Origin of the sequence: Paenibacillus sp. EKM206P, assembly GCF_011066155.1 — a bacterium.
Classification (GTDB): domain Bacteria; phylum Bacillota; class Bacilli; order Paenibacillales; family Paenibacillaceae; genus Paenibacillus; species Paenibacillus polymyxa_D.
In genome coordinates, this window is the sequence record NZ_JAAMNQ010000001.1 from 420,757 (window position 1) to 435,325 (window position 14,569).

Consider the following 14,569-nt stretch of genomic DNA (forward strand, 5'->3'; position numbering starts at 1 on the left):
GTCGACCTCCAAGAGAATCTTGAAGTACATGATCATTATTTTCTTGTCTATTTTTTTTCTTTTACTTCTAATAGGAATTATTCAGTTTGTTTCAGCCTAATCGGTGTAAGAGGATGAAGGAAGGGAGCTATTTATGTCCATAGAAGCAATCATTTTTGATCTGGATAATACTCTTATTCATCGTAAACAGGCGTTTGCCGCATATACAGAGCGCTTTATAGAACGATTTATAGTGGCAGAAGAACCGGCGATCCGCGCGGCTGTCGTTGAACAGATACGATTGGCGGATCGGGACGGATACCGGGATAAGAGGGAACTATATACCGAGCTGCATACAGACTTGGAACTGAAAAATCCCGATACGTCAGTACAAGAGATGCTGGGCTTTTGGTATAGTGAATTTCATAAGTTTACGGTGTTGATGGACGGGGCCAAGGAAGTATTGTCCGAACTGCGGTCGCGTGGCTTGAAGCTCGGTATTATTACCAACGGCTCACTCCGCACGCAGCAAGCGAAAATCGACCGAGTTATGCTGAGGGATTATGTGGATTCTATTATCGTATCGGGTGGCGTCAACATCCAGAAGCCTCATCCTCGAATTTTCGAGTTGGCTCTGAATGAGCTGGACATTGTCGATCCCGACCATGCCTGTTATGTAGGCGATCACCCGACAAATGATATTCGTGGTGCACAAAGTGCAGGATTGCATACCATCTGGCTGGAAGGCTTTATGACGTGGCAGGAAACGGGCATTGTACCGGACTATCAGATTGGGAGTTTGCGTGAAATCACAGGTTGGCTGGATCGTCGCAGTTATTCAACGAATAAGGAGGAGGGTGCATCATGAGTATGGAGCAGCAACCGAATCCGATTCTCTTATCGTTCCCTGATCAATTCCAAACGGAACGATTGACCATACGCGCCCCGCAGTGGGGGGATGGGGCGGCAGTCAATGAGGCGATGCGAGAGAGTGCGAATGAACTGCGGCCTTGGCTTCCGTTTGCAAGAAATCTTCCTACGGCAGAGGAATCTGAAATCCGTTCGCGCCAAGCCAGACTTAAATTTCTGGATCGGTCTGATATGATGTTGTATATATTTGATACGGTTTCGGGAGAACTTGTAGCCAGCAGCGGTCTGCATCGTATTGATTGGGATGCACGAAGATTTGAAATTGGGTATTGGCTCAGAACATCATGGACCGGAAAAGGCATTATCACAGAGGCCGTGCACGGTATTACGAATTTTGCCATACAGCATTTGAATGCCAATCGGGTGGAGATTCGTTGTGATTCCAGAAACACACGCAGCGCCAAGGTAGCGGAACGTGCAGGTTTTACACTGGAGGGGATTTTAAGAAACGTCGAGTATGATGAAGAGGGAAGCATGGCACACGAAATGGTTTTTGCCAAGGTGCGTGGTATTGAATTTTAGTATCCTCACATGAACAGTTTGGAAGTTGCTGATGGTTTGTACGATATTACGGAGGCTCATTATGATTAATTATTTTATGAAAAATACAGACAAGTTGGTGTGCATACAATATGTCATCAGCAAAAGGTTCAGCAATCTTGCAAGCGCTAACCAAAAGAGGATGCTTTACGAATTTCCAGCAGCTTGGCGAAGATGTCCCAGCATTAGGACAGGTGATTTAGCATGAGGAGCGTTCGTAAGAGCGTCAGCAGGAAGGCCAATCGGGAAATAAAGGCGAAATTCCGCTGGAAGGCCCGTGCTGCGTACCTTGTTGCTGTGCTGGTCACGATCTTGTTGGGTTTGGGAAGCCGAGTTTTCTCCTCCCAGTTGCCTGAATTCGTTGCTAATCACTTTGGGGATGCCTTGTGGGCGTGCATGATTTATTTTGGGCTGAGAATGTTGGGGGTGAATCGTCAATTGTCCGTAGCCCTGTGGGGCAGCTTGCTGTTTTGCTTCGCCATTGAGTTCAGCCAGATGTACCAGGCTCCCTGGATTAACCACATTCGGGCAACGACTCTGGGCGGCTTGGTGCTTGGGAAAGGATTCCTGACCGCGGATCTGATCAGGTACACGGTTGGCATTGTGGTATCCTGGGCGCTGGACCAAGGCTGTCAAAAGCTGGCGGGGATCAATACACGTATAGACGATGACAAACCACTCAAATAATCTGAAAAGCGAGGGTTGCGCTTGAAACAAAAGGGAAAGCGTCACAGGTTGTTCGGTAAGATGATTGGATTATGCGCAGGGTTCTGCTTGTTGTTTGCAACCATACTTATCCCAGGGCAGGCATTAGCCGAAAAACAGCTTGTGGCACCTCTTCGTTTTGATTTTGGCCCCGGCAAGGTTGCTGACGGCTACACCCAAGTCACTGCCAATGATGTTTACACGCCTGAGCGAGGCTATGGATTTACCGATCTTTCCAAAGTGAATGAAGAAGATCGTGGTGGAAGTGATGCTATACGCTCAGATTTTGTTCGTGTTCAAGGATCATCCTTTGTTGTCAATTTACCACCTGCGGATTACACGCTTTCCCTGATTGCCGGAGATACTGCCGGAAACACAGACATTACGGTTAAAGCCGAGTCCATCGTCAAGGTAGAACCTACTGCCAAAACAGCTGGACAATTTGTCGAGGCTGGATTTGAACTTGCACTCATCGACGGTCAGCTCGAATTGTATTTCTCAGGTAATGAAGCGAAGATTAACGCTTTGGTTATTACCCCAAAGGATGCTCGAACGGCTGGAGAACATCCTTCGGTATACCTTGCGGGAGATTCTACGGTTCAAACCTATAAATCCGCGATGAAGCCTCAGGCGGGCTGGGGGCAAATGATTGCTCCGTTCTTCACAGATGAGCCTATTTTTGTGAACCGTTCTATTGGTGGACGAAGTACGAAAACCTTTCTGGTACAAGGGCGGTTAGATGATATTTTACGCAATATCCGTCCAGGAGATTATCTGCTCATTCAGTTTGGGCATAATGATGCCGCGATCAACAACCAAGAGCGTTATGTTTCACCCGCGGATTACAAAGTTTACTTAAAAACCTACATTCAAGGAGCCATCCAACGCGGTGCAACACCTGTGCTAATTACTCCTGTTGGCCGCCGGGATTATGATGCGGCAAGTGCCTCGTTTCGGATTAGTTTCCCGGAATATGTGCAGGCCATGAAGGAAACAGCATCGGAGACAAATGTTGCACTGGTCGATCTTAGCCGCTTGAGCGTAGCGTACTATGATACACTTGGACTGGAAGGAACACTCCCGTTATTTTTGCATGTGGAGCCAGGGGTGTATCCTGCATTTCCTGATGGAGTGAAGGATGATACTCATTTTCAGGAATATGGTGCGGAGCAAATAGCTCGGCTGGTAGCTCAGGGAATACGTGAGCTGAATATTCCTTTATCCTCTTATGTACAGGTGGAAGATTCGCAATAGAACATTATTTCCATAGCCATGGTATACTTAGAAAATAAGCTGGCCCTACCCAAAGATAACATTGTTTAGGCTTGGGTAGGGCTTTAATGTTCTGGATCTTAAGGAGGAAGCGAGAATGACAGTCGCTCAACTTCATAAACTTATTAACGGTCAACTCCTGTACAATCAGCATCGGAGTTTATTTTATATGCGCGAGGGTTCTGTTCTGTTAGGACCTTCAACGGAAATGACGTACTGGCTGACGCAGAGAAGCTCAGAACTGATGCTCATGCTTCAAGGCTTGAAGCGCCAGCATATGTATAACGCTTTTGTGACGGATGTAGCGGCTAAAATACTGTCCCAGTTTGTAAATACCAATCAATATCTACATTTTCACACAGCTCATGTGAGGGAGCTTACGGAGCTGTATGATCGACTTTTCACCCGTATTGAGAAACTGTTCCAGAAGAAATTTATAGATAGAGCAACCTTGGACTTACTGCTTCAGCAGCATTACGGGCATTTGAGAGATTTTTTAACTCGTACCAACGGACGTGAAATGTTTGCTAAGTATGCAGAGTGTGAGTATACCTTTTGGATACCTTGTGAGGAATATACGCCGGAGTTGCAAGCCAATCTGCTAGGATTGGACATTGCTCGTTTGCAAGAGCCTGTTCTAGATGTTGGTTGCGGATCTGAGGCACGGTTGGTTACTTATTTACGTGCCTGTGGAATTGAGGCTTACGGAACAGATCGGTTGGCTGAAACAGAAGGTTGGGTCACTCAAGGAGATTGGTTAGAGACCACCTTTGGGGAACGCACATGGGGAACGATCGTTTCACATATGGCATTCTCCAATCATTTTATACATCATCATCTGAAGGCAGATGGTAATATTCATGAGTACGCTCGCAAATATATGGAATTGCTTAGAGCCATTCGGCCCGGAGGGAGTTTTATTTACAGTCCGTGCCTTCCATTTATGGAAGGGCTTTTGGATGCCCGAATGGGTTATCAAGTAGAATATATCCAGTCATCTGAAGGTTACAGGGCCACGAAAATAACGCGTATACATTCATAAGCGCTAGTAGTAGTCCATTCATTTGTCAGATTCCTTCTTGGAATGGTATTATAAGGATAGATATTACTCTATTTGGGATTCAGTTGATGATAGAAATTCTCATGACGCTAATTTGACACCATAGAGGATGATCATTAGCAGCATGGCTGCACTGAATAATAATGATTAGCCTACGGATAACTGAATTTTAGGGAAGATTAAACCATATTTTCCTAAAAGCCGATATATGGGAATGAGGCGAGAACATACTGTTATTAAACCCGCCCGAAAATGGATGTATATAATTGGGTTAGGAGAGTAGAAGAAGTGTCAGATCTGTATACGAAAAAAGAAGTAGAAGATTATGTAACCAACGTGGTTTTCGAACGACCTTTAGGTGTAAGCATTTCAGCCATTTTATTGATCTTTAATGGAGCACTTCTGTTGGTGACCCAGCTATTGACGCTTAATGCATTAAATGAGGCTGCTACGTTAGTAGGCATTTGTAGGGGCATGTTTCAAGGATTTATCGCGTTACTTGGTTTGGCAGGGACGACTGCCGGTATCGGCATGTTATTTGGTAAGAAGTGGGCTTGGTGGCTGGCAGTATTTTATTTTACATATGAGACCATGCGTTATACGTGTGCAATTCTGTTTATTCCAGATGTCCCTCCAACGTTGGGCGGTGTACAGTTAAACCCTGCTTTATACTACGTAAAATATGGTATGCGTATTATTTGGAATTTGTTGTTTACATTGTTCATGTGTCGTAGTAAAGTAACAGGTTTTTTTCAAACAAGTGGAATCAGCAAGTGGAGAGCATGTATTGCATTATTCTTCATCAATGGAGTGATAGTTGGGATTGGCTGGTGGCTGATAAGATAGGGTTCTTCGATGTGAAGGAGGAGATAGATCATGGCAATGGAAACGTTTCCGGTTTTAGAAACCGATCGGCTTCGTTTAAGACAGCTTACAGTAGGGGATGCGGAGGATGTGTTCGGTTATTTCTCCAAGGATGAGGTCACACAATATTACGACTTGGAAAGCTTTACAGAGGTAGAGCAAGCCGAAAAATTTATTCGTTCGATGCTAACCAGATATGAGAAGCAAGAGGGCTTTCGTTGGGGGATTACGTTAAAAGAAGCTCCTGAGCGGATCGTGGGTACAATTGGATTTCATAACTGGCAGAAGGAGCACTCCCGTATTGAAATCGGCTATGAGCTGGCACCGGAATATTGGCGGCAAGGTCTGATGACAGAGGCGATGACGGTGGTAGTGGATTATGGCTTTCAATTGCCGAAGGTTCACCGTATAGAAGCCTTCATTGATCCAGATAACGAAGGCTCCAAACGGCTGCTACTCAAAAGTGGCTTTACTAAAGAGGGTCACCTGAGAGACTATTTTTATGAAAAGGGTCAATTTGTCGACGCTGTTATTTTTGGATACCTTCGGGAAGAGCATCCCGTGAATCGGTAAGTTTAGTTTACAAATACCCTTTGTCCCCGTAAGGCTGGAGTCGATCAAGCCAGGTCTGCTCCAGCTTTGCTAGTGCATCTTTGACATCAAAGAACGCGGATTCCTTTTTCTTCAAAACGTCCAGCACTTCAAATTCAAACGAATCTTCGCCGTACTCATTCCATTCCTGTTGTAGTTGTTTATTCTTAAATCCACCCATATTTAGCTCAAAACGCCGTCCATTCAGCGACTTTAAATTCGGCGTAGAAGAGACGAAAATTTTCTCATTACGTGTGTTGCGAATGCAATAGATTCCTGCCTCTGTCTTCATCTCCATGTATTGCTGCACCAGTTCTTTTCTTCGATTCATTGTCGAATCCTCCTATTTGAGCATTTTGCATAAATCCCAAGAGCATTTTCAAATCAGCAATGTATAGATCGAAACGCTTTAGTTCGTCTATATATTGTACCTACGAGCGTTGGGAATCGAATTATGCAAAATGCTGATTTCATAAGCGCCTAGCTTCAAGATTCCTTCAACCAATATTCACTGCCATCCGGTTTGCGATCCAACAGACTGTATTCAATCATATATCTTCGCACCGTGACATAATCGTCATACACTTCCTGTAAAATCGCATTGATATCCTTCTCATGATATATTTGTCCCTTCATAAAACGGCCCGCAATTTCACGCAGCACAATCAGCTTGTGCTTTTCTTGCATTTTAAAGGTCTTAAGGCGCCCGTCTGTACCATTCGGAAAATACTTCGTGAGTACCTTTTGCTTTTCGTCTTCTGTAATGTTGTAGCGTTCGTCCACCATCCGTGCTCCTATGGGTACTTCTACAATGGCGGGAGCGTGACGGTCCTTCTCCTTTAGCAGCTCCATTAATGTGAGAAATACCTTGGCCTGCCGTTCTTTTTCTTTGAGACCAAAGCGATGATTACGTATGGTGGATGCGCTACCGATTCCGGTTTCCTTTTGAATATCCGCATCACCCATGCCTTGATAAAATAACTGAAGCAACCGATTCTGATGATCTGTCAGTCCAGTCAGCTTTTTGTCCAGGCCGATCAAATAGTCAAAGACCGAACCGTACGTCCGCTCAATATGAAGTCGCATGTACCTCTCCGCGTCATAAAATACCCCTTGATCCTGATATATGATGCCTTGCTCAAATCGCTGTCCGTCCAATAGGCAAATTACCTGCTCTCCTTGGCGAATATATCCACGCTTCAGTTCTTCGATACCAGCATTCCAGAATAGTTCGGAATGATCCATTTTAGCAAACACCTCAATTAAATGATGATTATATTATAGACAATATAACATTTTGTTTATTTTAAATCAATGAGTGGATATCTCTTTAGGGTTTCGACAATGTTCGCTATATACAAAAGAGACATCAGATTGTTATCATATGTAAATTATTGAATTACATTTAAGTCTGGATAGTTGCTATATATTGTAATAAGGTGGGCTGGTAAACTATGAACAAAATACGATTAGAAGAAGTCATAGAAAGTGGAGATTTAAAGGAAGCGGTAAAGATTATAGAGGATGTGGGTGAAAAGCTGGATCATACATTCACTCCAATATTATTGAGATATTTAGTAACGACGGATAGTGTATTGCTAAGAAATGTAATCGCCATTACGCTAGCTGATCTAGGAGACAGTGAAGCGGTGTTACCTCTTATCGACTTGTTAAAAAATCCAAAGACCAAGGGGAATAGAGGAACGCTGTTATATGCTTTAGAATTTTTTGACGTATCTACTTATGTTGTGATGTTGGTAGATTTACTGGATGATACCTTTGAAGCGAGTAGACAATCCTACCAACTGATAAGTACCGTGCAAGATAAAATCTCTGAGGCTCAAAAGGATATATGTAGACAAATGATAAGAAGAAAGCTGACCGATCATAAAAACAAATATAAGCGTGACTTTTTGCTGGAATCTTTAGAGCTTTTTACATGATTCTTTTATTAGAGAGGTTTGGTTGGAGTGGTAAAAAAAGCTGTTTTATTCGTGATCATCATTGTCATTGCATATATAGTTGTATCCATTACAACAGGAAGTCCAATTGAAAGAGTCAAATTTCGGAGCAACGTTACTGACTACCTACATAAAACATACACTATGAACTGGAAAATTGATTCAGTAGATTATGACCTTAAGAATGATAAATTTATAGCTAATGTGATCTCTGGATTAGGGATTTCTTTTTTGGTGGAAGAAGACTATTATGGGCAAATGATGGATGACTATGCCTCTTCTGTGTGGAGAGATGAGCTAAAAGAAGCTGTAACACAAAAAACAAAGCAAGTTACAGGATCAGATGCAGAAGTCATCGTAAATGTATCTAGTATGGGGCAGGATGCTTTAACCTACCATGACGAGGTTCCAAGCTATTCTATGGTTAGTCAAAAACTCTCCTCAGAAGCTTCAATTTGTATTAAAGGTAACTTTTCGGCCACTCACTATCTGCAAGAGATGTTGGAAATAAAGCAGTGGATTGTTGAAAAGAAGTATGATGCTTCGTTAACATTTAAGTCCGAGAAGGAAAAAATTTATTTTGCAATACCTACAGAAGATCTAAAAAAGATAAAAAGTGTAGAGGATCTCAATCCTTATAGGCTTCAAATTGATTAATTATTGGCTCTATTCCGAAATGCTAAATGCTACATTCCTTAAAACTATTGTGAGGAGATATGATATGAAATATAGATTTGCTGTCATTGACGATGAAAGTGGGCTCACGGTTGGTTATTGTAGAGATGTGGTTGGCTTAACGGGTGATATCATTGTCGAAACGTATGAAAAGGTTATTTTTGAACAATTTGTCTTTAATGAGGATTTCATAGGAAACATAATAAAGACAAAACAATCTGTACACAACTTGTACATTGCTATTTTAAATGATGAAGAAAAAGTGATTGGAAGCTATCATTATCACCTACCTGAATCCTACATAATCCATAAACTAAACTACAATAAAGGAAACTTCAATCTGGAGTTAACAGGTATACTTGAAACGAAGCCCTCCCCTGTGGAATTAAGATTATGGGAGTTTTTAAAGGGTGCTCAGTCGCTTGAAAATAATATATGGCAAGGCTTTTCTAAAGAAGAACGGTCCGGGTGGCTAAACGTGACTAGAATACATTCTGCATCTAATCATTTTGCTAGACTGGATAAACGAGGAGAAGTCTACACCTTGGACGGCGAATACATATCTGATTTTACAACAGTTTTCATAGCACTTGGTGAAGCGATTAATGGACCCGGAGGGTACTATGGATTTAGCTTGGACAGTATATCGGACTGTCTCTGTGGAGGTTTTGGAACAGTAGGACCGTTCACGATCCATTGGAAAAACGCACATTATTTCTTGGAAAGATTCGAGGAAGAATGGGATCAAGAAGAGAGATGTTATGGATTTTCACCACAGCAATATTTTATGGATCTTTTAACGATCTTAGTATCAGGTGGTGTTACCGTGAATTTTTTTTCGAATAAGATAGCAAAGCAAGAAGGGGATTTTGAAATGGATATAAATTAATGCAACCACCTTTTGACATGAAAGAATACTCTGAAATGAGTAAAAACGAAGGGAAAGAACATTTAGAAGCAGATGAACTTGTGGCAAATTCCTTAAAAGAAATTTTAATACGGGAAATGGAAAAAGAAATCTAACAAGAGATATTAATTACTTAAGGGGGAAAAAGGAGCAAGAGTGTTTTTTAGAATGAATAATGGCCAAATGAACATTTTGGCTAAGGCTAATATGGCTAAGTTATTGATATCATATATAAAGTTTACGGTAAATGAGGAGGCCCAAATGAAAGTGAAAAAAATTGTATATCCAACTTCACTATCTCAGATAGCAGATATTGAGGATGATAATATAGATGTATTTATTGAACTTGAAGATGGGACTAATATTTCTGTTGCTGTATGTACCCCAAAAAATCTAATTAGTTATATGACCAAAGAGAATATTAATTTTATTCCTGCATCGCCACCAGATATTATTGTGAAGTCATTAACAGAAGAAACTATTGAACAAGCTATTGAAAATTACGCTCAGGAGGATGCTTTCTGGCTAAAGTTGTTTTTTGTAGCTGGCGTTGATAAAACAGTCATAGATTTAGACAGAATTGATTTGTGCCTTAAAGAAATGAAAAGAATAAATCAGGAACTCTTGAACGATTAAAAATTAATTGTATAGTTATTTTGACCATATGGAGTATAAATCTCTATGAGGTTTCTTTTTAGCTCCTCATTCTGAAAATATATAATTAGGAGACAACATGCTCTAAGATGATCATTTGCTCGTTAAATTGAGAGTAGGAGGATTTTTCCTGTTCCACGGATGCATGTTCCAATTATCTTGTAAGGAGAATATTTTGTGAAAATATCAAATATTATCAGAAAAACCATAGGGAACAAATTAGCTGCTTTGAACTTTACTTATGAGCATTTAAACAATACTTGGTTTTTTACAAGAGTAGTCAATGGATTTAAGGAAACAATCCAAATCGATAAAAGTTATTGGACAGAGAATGCAATACGCATTACTTTTATGACTGAGTCCGAATCAGTGTATAGCTTTTATTTCATTGATGGATCAAAGATAGATAAATTCCATTACTATGAGGATGAAGAGTCATTACGAGATATATTTATCACCCTAGGAAAGATTATTGATGAGCATGCTCTAAAATGGTTTGAAGAGAATGTGCCTAAAGATACGCTTCCTCCTGCAAATTTTTTGGATAAAGGATGGTTTGAGAAGCTACAGAAATTTGTCGAGGTAAATAATCTGAACTTTAAAGATGAAAAGTCGCTAAAAACCATCGAAGCTTTGCTAAGTTCAGAACCGACGGAGGAAAACGTTCTGTTATCAAGCTATTTCTTAGGAGAATTTTTTATCCATACGTTAGATGGTGAGTGGTACTACGATCAAAATTATGGCCCTTCTATTAAAAATATAGGTGGAATTAATAGTTTTAATAGAAGACCTTATAAAATCTCTAACAGTTTTGCTTCTAATCCTCAAAATAACTCAATTATTAATCACTATCAGGCCATTACTGGAACTGTAAAGAATCTTCAAGGTAATAGGAAATAATCAAATTAAATTGAGAGCAAAAACATGTTCCGATTTTTTATTCGGTCCAAGATGTTTCTTTAATAGTGAGTTTGCACTCCAATCACATGGATTGATTCTATGTGGTTTTTCTTTTCTATGGGTTTAAGAGGAGTTGAAACTGTATGGATTGTACAAGTTTATACAGGAAAAAAGGGTGAAATGAGAAAATATAAATGACCCAATGCTTTATTCGACATTTATAATATGTGGGAGAAATATATTTAAAGTGGCCTGATAGAAAGGGATTACATTGTTCAAATTTAATTGAGTGGAAGATCGGTAAAAAAGTATTTTGAATATTACACAAAGAACAGAGAGCCGTAAGAATGTTAACGGCTCTCTCTGGCAAGTATTCGATCAGTTCACTAGGGAGTACGCCGGTTCTAAACCTAATTGAAACAGTTTCCCATAACAAGAGAAGTCCATTTTACTAATTTGTATCATCCTCTACATACTCGATAACATCTTGAACATGGCAGTCTAGAGCTTTACAAATTTTATCTAGCGTATCAAATTTCACACCGTCTGTTTCTTCGTTGTAAAGTTTGGTGATTCCGTTTCTATGTAATCCAGTCATGCGAGAAAGCTCGGCAATATTTATTCGTTTTTCGCCCATAATACGGGAAAGATGAATCTTTATCATATTTTCCTCCAGATAAATGCACTCTATAGTGTTAAAAAAACCCATCAAAGTATTGACAATAAACACTATTCAATGTATTCTAGAAACAACAAAAATAACACTGTAATGTGCATTTGGTTTATTGAGATGTTATTTGTGAACGTCATAGTAATATGCTTATCGTATCAAAACGTTTTACAATTAGCAATTAATTATCGTTCAACAGCCTAGTTTGAAAAACTACCTGTAAAAGAGAGCATATTGGCAAATAAGAAACTTTGAACAAAGGAATGGAGCGAGGATGTATGACAGAATCGGTAATGGAATTGGAACGGGTATCCATGGTTCAGGGGCCGTATGATTACCCTCATATGTATGAGATATGCGAAGGGGTTCTTTATGACCGTCAATATTTCTTTTACCTCGAAAATGGCTTACTGTGTCTGCGCCATGTGAAGAAGGTGGAGCAGTCATATCATACGCATCTTTACCTGGATGGAGAAAGCGGAGGTTTGCAACTGGCAGAGGGTGTACAAGGGGAAGTTATGCAAGTTGTCACGGAGATCATCGAACGCTTACGCGGCAAGGATGGACTGACATTTTTATTCGATGAACTGCTGTGGCTACATGGTAGGGGACCTATTGAATTAAACCTTTTCAATAAGAAGGATGAAGTGACCTTAGGTGGCAGACAATTTGCTACGAAATAAATGATTCTTATGCTTTATATCATGGAACTTGTCGAAATAAAGCTTATGATTTCACCGAATATATCAGTTGTTGACTGATGAAAATGAGCGGATTCCGAATCCATATGGTCAATTCCAGCATCACAGCATCGGCAGAAGGACTAAAGCCCCAATCACCTCCGAATAAAATGTTTTGCTGCTGCTCTAATATAGGTGACTGAGGTCCTTCCAAGCCATACTGTTCTTTGAATCTCTCTTTCGTTTCATGATCTATGACAAGGTTATCCTGTGCAAAGGTATAGCAGATAGGAACGCTTAACTGTATTAAAAGAAGTAATGCAATGGGGATAAGTAATTTTTTGCTTTGCATGGTTAGCTCCTATGATCTCTGTTTTTGACCTCTTAACGTGAAAATAATCCCTTTACAGGATTTTATGACCAGAATATAATAGTAAATAACAGCATCGATCTACATACACTGGGTTATCGGGGTATAGCGCAGCTAGGTAGCGCGCACCCTTGGGGTGGGTGAGGTCGTGGGTTCGAATCCCGCTACTCCGATTTCAATCAAAATGTCCTGCTGATGCAGCTAATGCGTCTGCCGGGCGTTTTTTTTTGAATATTACATACCCTATTAGTCTTTGTCTCTACTGGGTTTTGACGAGCTAGTCGTATGCAACGAATGTATGAAGCCACCTCTGAACTGGATTCGGAGGCAGAAGTGGCAACTCAACAATCGCAATCGCTGGCGGAATGGTCTGCTGTATGACTTTTTCAGTTTCCCTATAAAGTTTCCTGAAGGGTCTTGGAAGAAGTATTGTAATCAGCATAACGGGGAAGCACAATAGTGTAGTATATTCCTACAATAACGGTACAGATCCCAACTAATAAAAACAAGACTTCAATTGAAATAAATGAAGGAAAGCTTATAGCAATGAAACCTAATGTAAGAGACTGGGACAGCATCATTAACGGATTAATCAAACCTTGCACACGTCCCATCATTTGAGGATCTACAATACGAGGAAGCCATCCTCCTATACCAATGTTAATGAACGGAAGTATCAGTGCGATGACAAAGTTGATAATCAGGAAAGCATAGATGTGGTTAACAAATCCAAGTGTGCACATACCCATTCCGGCTACCAGAACTCCCGCTGCAATCATTTGGTGTAGTTTTAGCTTGGCAGAGATGAGAGAAGCGATTAGGGTACCAAGCAACACACCAGCCCCAAAAATAATACCCGTCCATACCATATACTGCTCGTAATTGCCTGGAGCTAGCTTGTATTTAAGAATAAACATCGGTAAAACGCTAAAACCACCATTTAAAATACCGAACATAAAAAAGCCTGAAACCAACCAAAGCAATAGTCTGTTGCGTAATATGTAAAGAAACCCTTGTTTAAAATCGATCATGACAAGTTTGAATTTTAATTGTTTGAATTGATGTGCCCCGTTCGGAAGGCGTACTTCCTTTGGAATTTTGCAGGAACGAATAAGCAGTGCAGACACAATAAAAGAAACAGCATCAATTAGGATGGCTCCAGTAATTCCAAAGTGCCAGTAAACGACGGCCCCGAGAGTTCCTCCGAATAGCATGAAAAGACTCCCCATCATTTGATTGAGGCCTGCGGCAATGGTGTAATCATCTTCGCTTAATATTCCCTGTATAATGGCACTTTCGGCCGGGAAGAAAAATTTGGAGGCAGCACTACGGATGAACAGGAGGGCAAATATCAAAGGAATCGAATCGACCCAAATAAAAATAAGCAAACATAAGGATAAAAAAGCGCTGATCCAGTCACAATTAACAGCAATTTTTTGTCTGTCCATCCGATCTGCCAGCACTCCAACTACGAGAAATACTACCAGCATAGGAAGCGAATACATTAACTCGGCAAGCGTTGCATAATAAGGCTGATTTGTAAACCGTTTCAACAAATAAAACATGAATGCAGTAACCCCGATAATTCCTCCCATTTGTGAGGCGAAGGTTGCCAGAAAAAACCTGACATAATTCTTGTTTCTGAGTACTTGTTTTAGTCCAGTCACAGTTCCATCCCTTTCGCTTTCAAAGCGGTTTTTAGATGCCTAATTAAAATAATAGTGAAAAGTAGGAATATTGTACAGAAAAGTGACTTTAATGTCACTTTACGTTTGAATTTGCATCGTATCGGACCTTCTGCCTTTTAAATT

Annotated in this window: 19 protein-coding genes and 1 tRNA gene; 15 read left to right on the forward strand and 5 right to left on the reverse strand. The window is 40.6% G+C overall.

Translation table 11 applies throughout. The features are described 5' to 3' along the window. Positions 1-133 precede the first annotated feature (133 nt). From G9G53_RS02045 to G9G53_RS02075, 7 genes are all read left to right on the forward strand, one after another. A complete protein-coding gene (locus G9G53_RS02045; protein ID WP_029516443.1) occupies positions 134-847 on the forward strand; it encodes an HAD family hydrolase in 714 nt (237 codons plus the stop codon). After that, a complete protein-coding gene (locus G9G53_RS02050; protein ID WP_165144995.1) occupies positions 844-1,431 on the forward strand; it encodes a GNAT family N-acetyltransferase in 588 nt (195 codons plus the stop codon). The genes G9G53_RS02045 and G9G53_RS02050 overlap by 4 nt, the downstream gene beginning before the upstream one ends. 222 nt (positions 1,432-1,653) lie before the next feature. After that, entirely contained in the window at positions 1,654-2,136 is a 483-nt protein-coding gene (locus G9G53_RS02055; protein WP_029516445.1) for a ribosomal maturation YjgA family protein, read from the forward strand. Between the two features lie 60 nt (positions 2,137-2,196). Then, on the forward strand, positions 2,197-3,408 hold the full coding sequence (locus tag G9G53_RS02060) for a rhamnogalacturonan acetylesterase (protein WP_165145401.1): 1,212 nt from the start codon (positions 2,197-2,199) through the stop codon (positions 3,406-3,408). Positions 3,409-3,523: 115 nt separating this feature from the next. After that, positions 3,524-4,468, forward strand: coding sequence for a class I SAM-dependent methyltransferase (locus tag G9G53_RS02065; protein WP_029516447.1), 945 nt, complete (start codon positions 3,524-3,526; stop codon positions 4,466-4,468). Between the two features lie 306 nt (positions 4,469-4,774). Then, positions 4,775-5,332: a hypothetical protein gene (locus G9G53_RS02070; protein ID WP_029516448.1), complete on the forward strand. Its 558-nt coding sequence runs from the start codon at positions 4,775-4,777 to the stop codon at positions 5,330-5,332. A gap of 30 nt (positions 5,333-5,362) precedes the next feature. Next, positions 5,363-5,923, forward strand: a complete 561-nt coding sequence (locus tag G9G53_RS02075; protein WP_165144998.1) for a GNAT family N-acetyltransferase — start codon at positions 5,363-5,365, stop codon at positions 5,921-5,923. Positions 5,924-5,930: 7 nt separating this feature from the next. Here G9G53_RS02075 and G9G53_RS02080 read toward each other — a convergent pair whose 3' ends face one another. Both G9G53_RS02080 and G9G53_RS02085 read right to left on the reverse strand, forming a co-directional pair. After that, positions 5,931-6,272, reverse strand: a complete 342-nt coding sequence (locus G9G53_RS02080) for a GIY-YIG nuclease family protein (protein ID WP_165145001.1) — start codon at positions 6,270-6,272, stop codon at positions 5,931-5,933. Between the two features lie 155 nt (positions 6,273-6,427). Further along, complete coding sequence (locus G9G53_RS02085) at positions 6,428-7,186, reverse strand: DUF2087 domain-containing protein (protein ID WP_165145004.1); 759 nt, start codon at positions 7,184-7,186, stop codon at positions 6,428-6,430. 209 nt (positions 7,187-7,395) lie between these two features. Here G9G53_RS02085 and G9G53_RS02090 point away from each other — a divergent pair, with 209 nt between their 5' ends. The 6 genes from G9G53_RS02090 (at position 7,396) to G9G53_RS02110 (ending at position 11,038) form a co-directional block, all read left to right on the forward strand. Continuing rightward, complete coding sequence (locus G9G53_RS02090) at positions 7,396-7,884, forward strand: HEAT repeat domain-containing protein (protein ID WP_165145007.1); 489 nt, start codon at positions 7,396-7,398, stop codon at positions 7,882-7,884. 27 nt (positions 7,885-7,911) lie between these two features. Then, on the forward strand, positions 7,912-8,559 hold the full coding sequence (locus G9G53_RS02095) for a hypothetical protein (protein ID WP_165145010.1): 648 nt from the start codon (positions 7,912-7,914) through the stop codon (positions 8,557-8,559). A 64-nt stretch (positions 8,560-8,623) separates the two neighbouring features. Beyond that, positions 8,624-9,466 carry a barstar family protein gene (locus tag G9G53_RS02100; protein WP_165145013.1) on the forward strand — a complete coding sequence of 281 codons (843 nt, stop codon included), beginning with the start codon at positions 8,624-8,626 and terminating at the stop codon, positions 9,464-9,466. Then, positions 9,466-9,600 (forward strand): hypothetical protein, encoded by a 135-nt coding sequence (locus G9G53_RS26690; RefSeq protein ID WP_274385797.1) that lies wholly within the window; start codon positions 9,466-9,468, stop codon positions 9,598-9,600. Before G9G53_RS02100 ends, G9G53_RS26690 begins: the two co-directional genes overlap by 1 nt. 145 nt (positions 9,601-9,745) lie before the next feature. Next, positions 9,746-10,120 (forward strand): hypothetical protein, encoded by a 375-nt coding sequence (locus G9G53_RS02105; RefSeq protein ID WP_165145016.1) that lies wholly within the window; start codon positions 9,746-9,748, stop codon positions 10,118-10,120. Between the two features lie 195 nt (positions 10,121-10,315). Next, positions 10,316-11,038: a hypothetical protein gene (locus G9G53_RS02110; RefSeq protein ID WP_165145018.1), complete on the forward strand. Its 723-nt coding sequence runs from the start codon at positions 10,316-10,318 to the stop codon at positions 11,036-11,038. Positions 11,039-11,489: 451 nt separating this feature from the next. On the opposite strand, the gene G9G53_RS02115 is transcribed toward G9G53_RS02110, so the two are convergent. Beyond that, positions 11,490-11,702: a helix-turn-helix domain-containing protein gene (locus G9G53_RS02115; protein WP_016820594.1), complete on the reverse strand. Its 213-nt coding sequence runs from the start codon at positions 11,700-11,702 to the stop codon at positions 11,490-11,492. A 284-nt stretch (positions 11,703-11,986) separates the two neighbouring features. Between G9G53_RS02115 and G9G53_RS02120 the strand changes: the two genes are divergently transcribed. Continuing rightward, positions 11,987-12,391, forward strand: a complete 405-nt coding sequence (locus G9G53_RS02120) for a hypothetical protein (RefSeq protein ID WP_165145020.1) — start codon at positions 11,987-11,989, stop codon at positions 12,389-12,391. Between the two features lie 43 nt (positions 12,392-12,434). Here the strand turns inward: G9G53_RS02120 and G9G53_RS02125 are convergent, their stop codons facing one another. Then, entirely contained in the window at positions 12,435-12,740 is a 306-nt protein-coding gene (locus tag G9G53_RS02125; protein ID WP_165145022.1) for a hypothetical protein, read from the reverse strand. A 117-nt stretch (positions 12,741-12,857) separates the two neighbouring features. Here G9G53_RS02125 and G9G53_RS02130 point away from each other — a divergent pair. Then, a tRNA-Pro gene (locus G9G53_RS02130) sits at positions 12,858-12,931 on the forward strand. Positions 12,932-13,153: 222 nt separating this feature from the next. On the opposite strand, the gene G9G53_RS02135 is transcribed toward G9G53_RS02130, so the two are convergent. After that, positions 13,154-14,425 (reverse strand): MFS transporter, encoded by a 1,272-nt coding sequence (locus tag G9G53_RS02135; RefSeq protein ID WP_165145024.1) that lies wholly within the window; start codon positions 14,423-14,425, stop codon positions 13,154-13,156. Positions 14,426-14,569 lie beyond the last annotated feature (144 nt).

Bases quoted from the DNA above. Each gene is read 5' to 3' on its own strand.
- G9G53_RS02090 (WP_165145007.1), top strand. From the start codon at position 7,396: ATGAACAAAATACGATTAGAAGAAGTCATAGAAAGTGGAGATTTAAAG.
- G9G53_RS02045 (WP_029516443.1), top strand. From the start codon at position 134: ATGTCCATAGAAGCAATCATTTTTGATCTGGATAATACTCTTATTCAT.
- G9G53_RS02060 (WP_165145401.1), top strand. From the start codon at position 2,197: ATGATTGGATTATGCGCAGGGTTCTGCTTGTTGTTTGCAACCATACTT.
- G9G53_RS02115 (WP_016820594.1), bottom strand. From the start codon at position 11,702: ATGATAAAGATTCATCTTTCCCGTATTATGGGCGAAAAACGAATAAAT.
- G9G53_RS02085 (WP_165145004.1), bottom strand. From the start codon at position 7,186: ATGGATCATTCCGAACTATTCTGGAATGCTGGTATCGAAGAACTGAAG.
- G9G53_RS02120 (WP_165145020.1), top strand. From the start codon at position 11,987: ATGACAGAATCGGTAATGGAATTGGAACGGGTATCCATGGTTCAGGGG.
- G9G53_RS02075 (WP_165144998.1), top strand. From the start codon at position 5,363: ATGGCAATGGAAACGTTTCCGGTTTTAGAAACCGATCGGCTTCGTTTA.
- G9G53_RS02105 (WP_165145016.1), top strand. From the start codon at position 9,746: ATGAAAGTGAAAAAAATTGTATATCCAACTTCACTATCTCAGATAGCA.
- G9G53_RS02100 (WP_165145013.1), top strand. From the start codon at position 8,624: ATGAAATATAGATTTGCTGTCATTGACGATGAAAGTGGGCTCACGGTT.
- G9G53_RS02125 (WP_165145022.1), bottom strand. From the start codon at position 12,740: ATGCAAAGCAAAAAATTACTTATCCCCATTGCATTACTTCTTTTAATA.
- G9G53_RS02050 (WP_165144995.1), top strand. From the start codon at position 844: ATGAGTATGGAGCAGCAACCGAATCCGATTCTCTTATCGTTCCCTGAT.
- G9G53_RS02055 (WP_029516445.1), top strand. From the start codon at position 1,654: ATGAGGAGCGTTCGTAAGAGCGTCAGCAGGAAGGCCAATCGGGAAATA.
- G9G53_RS02080 (WP_165145001.1), bottom strand. From the start codon at position 6,272: ATGAATCGAAGAAAAGAACTGGTGCAGCAATACATGGAGATGAAGACA.
- G9G53_RS02065 (WP_029516447.1), top strand. From the start codon at position 3,524: ATGACAGTCGCTCAACTTCATAAACTTATTAACGGTCAACTCCTGTAC.
- G9G53_RS26690 (WP_274385797.1), top strand. From the start codon at position 9,466: ATGCAACCACCTTTTGACATGAAAGAATACTCTGAAATGAGTAAAAAC.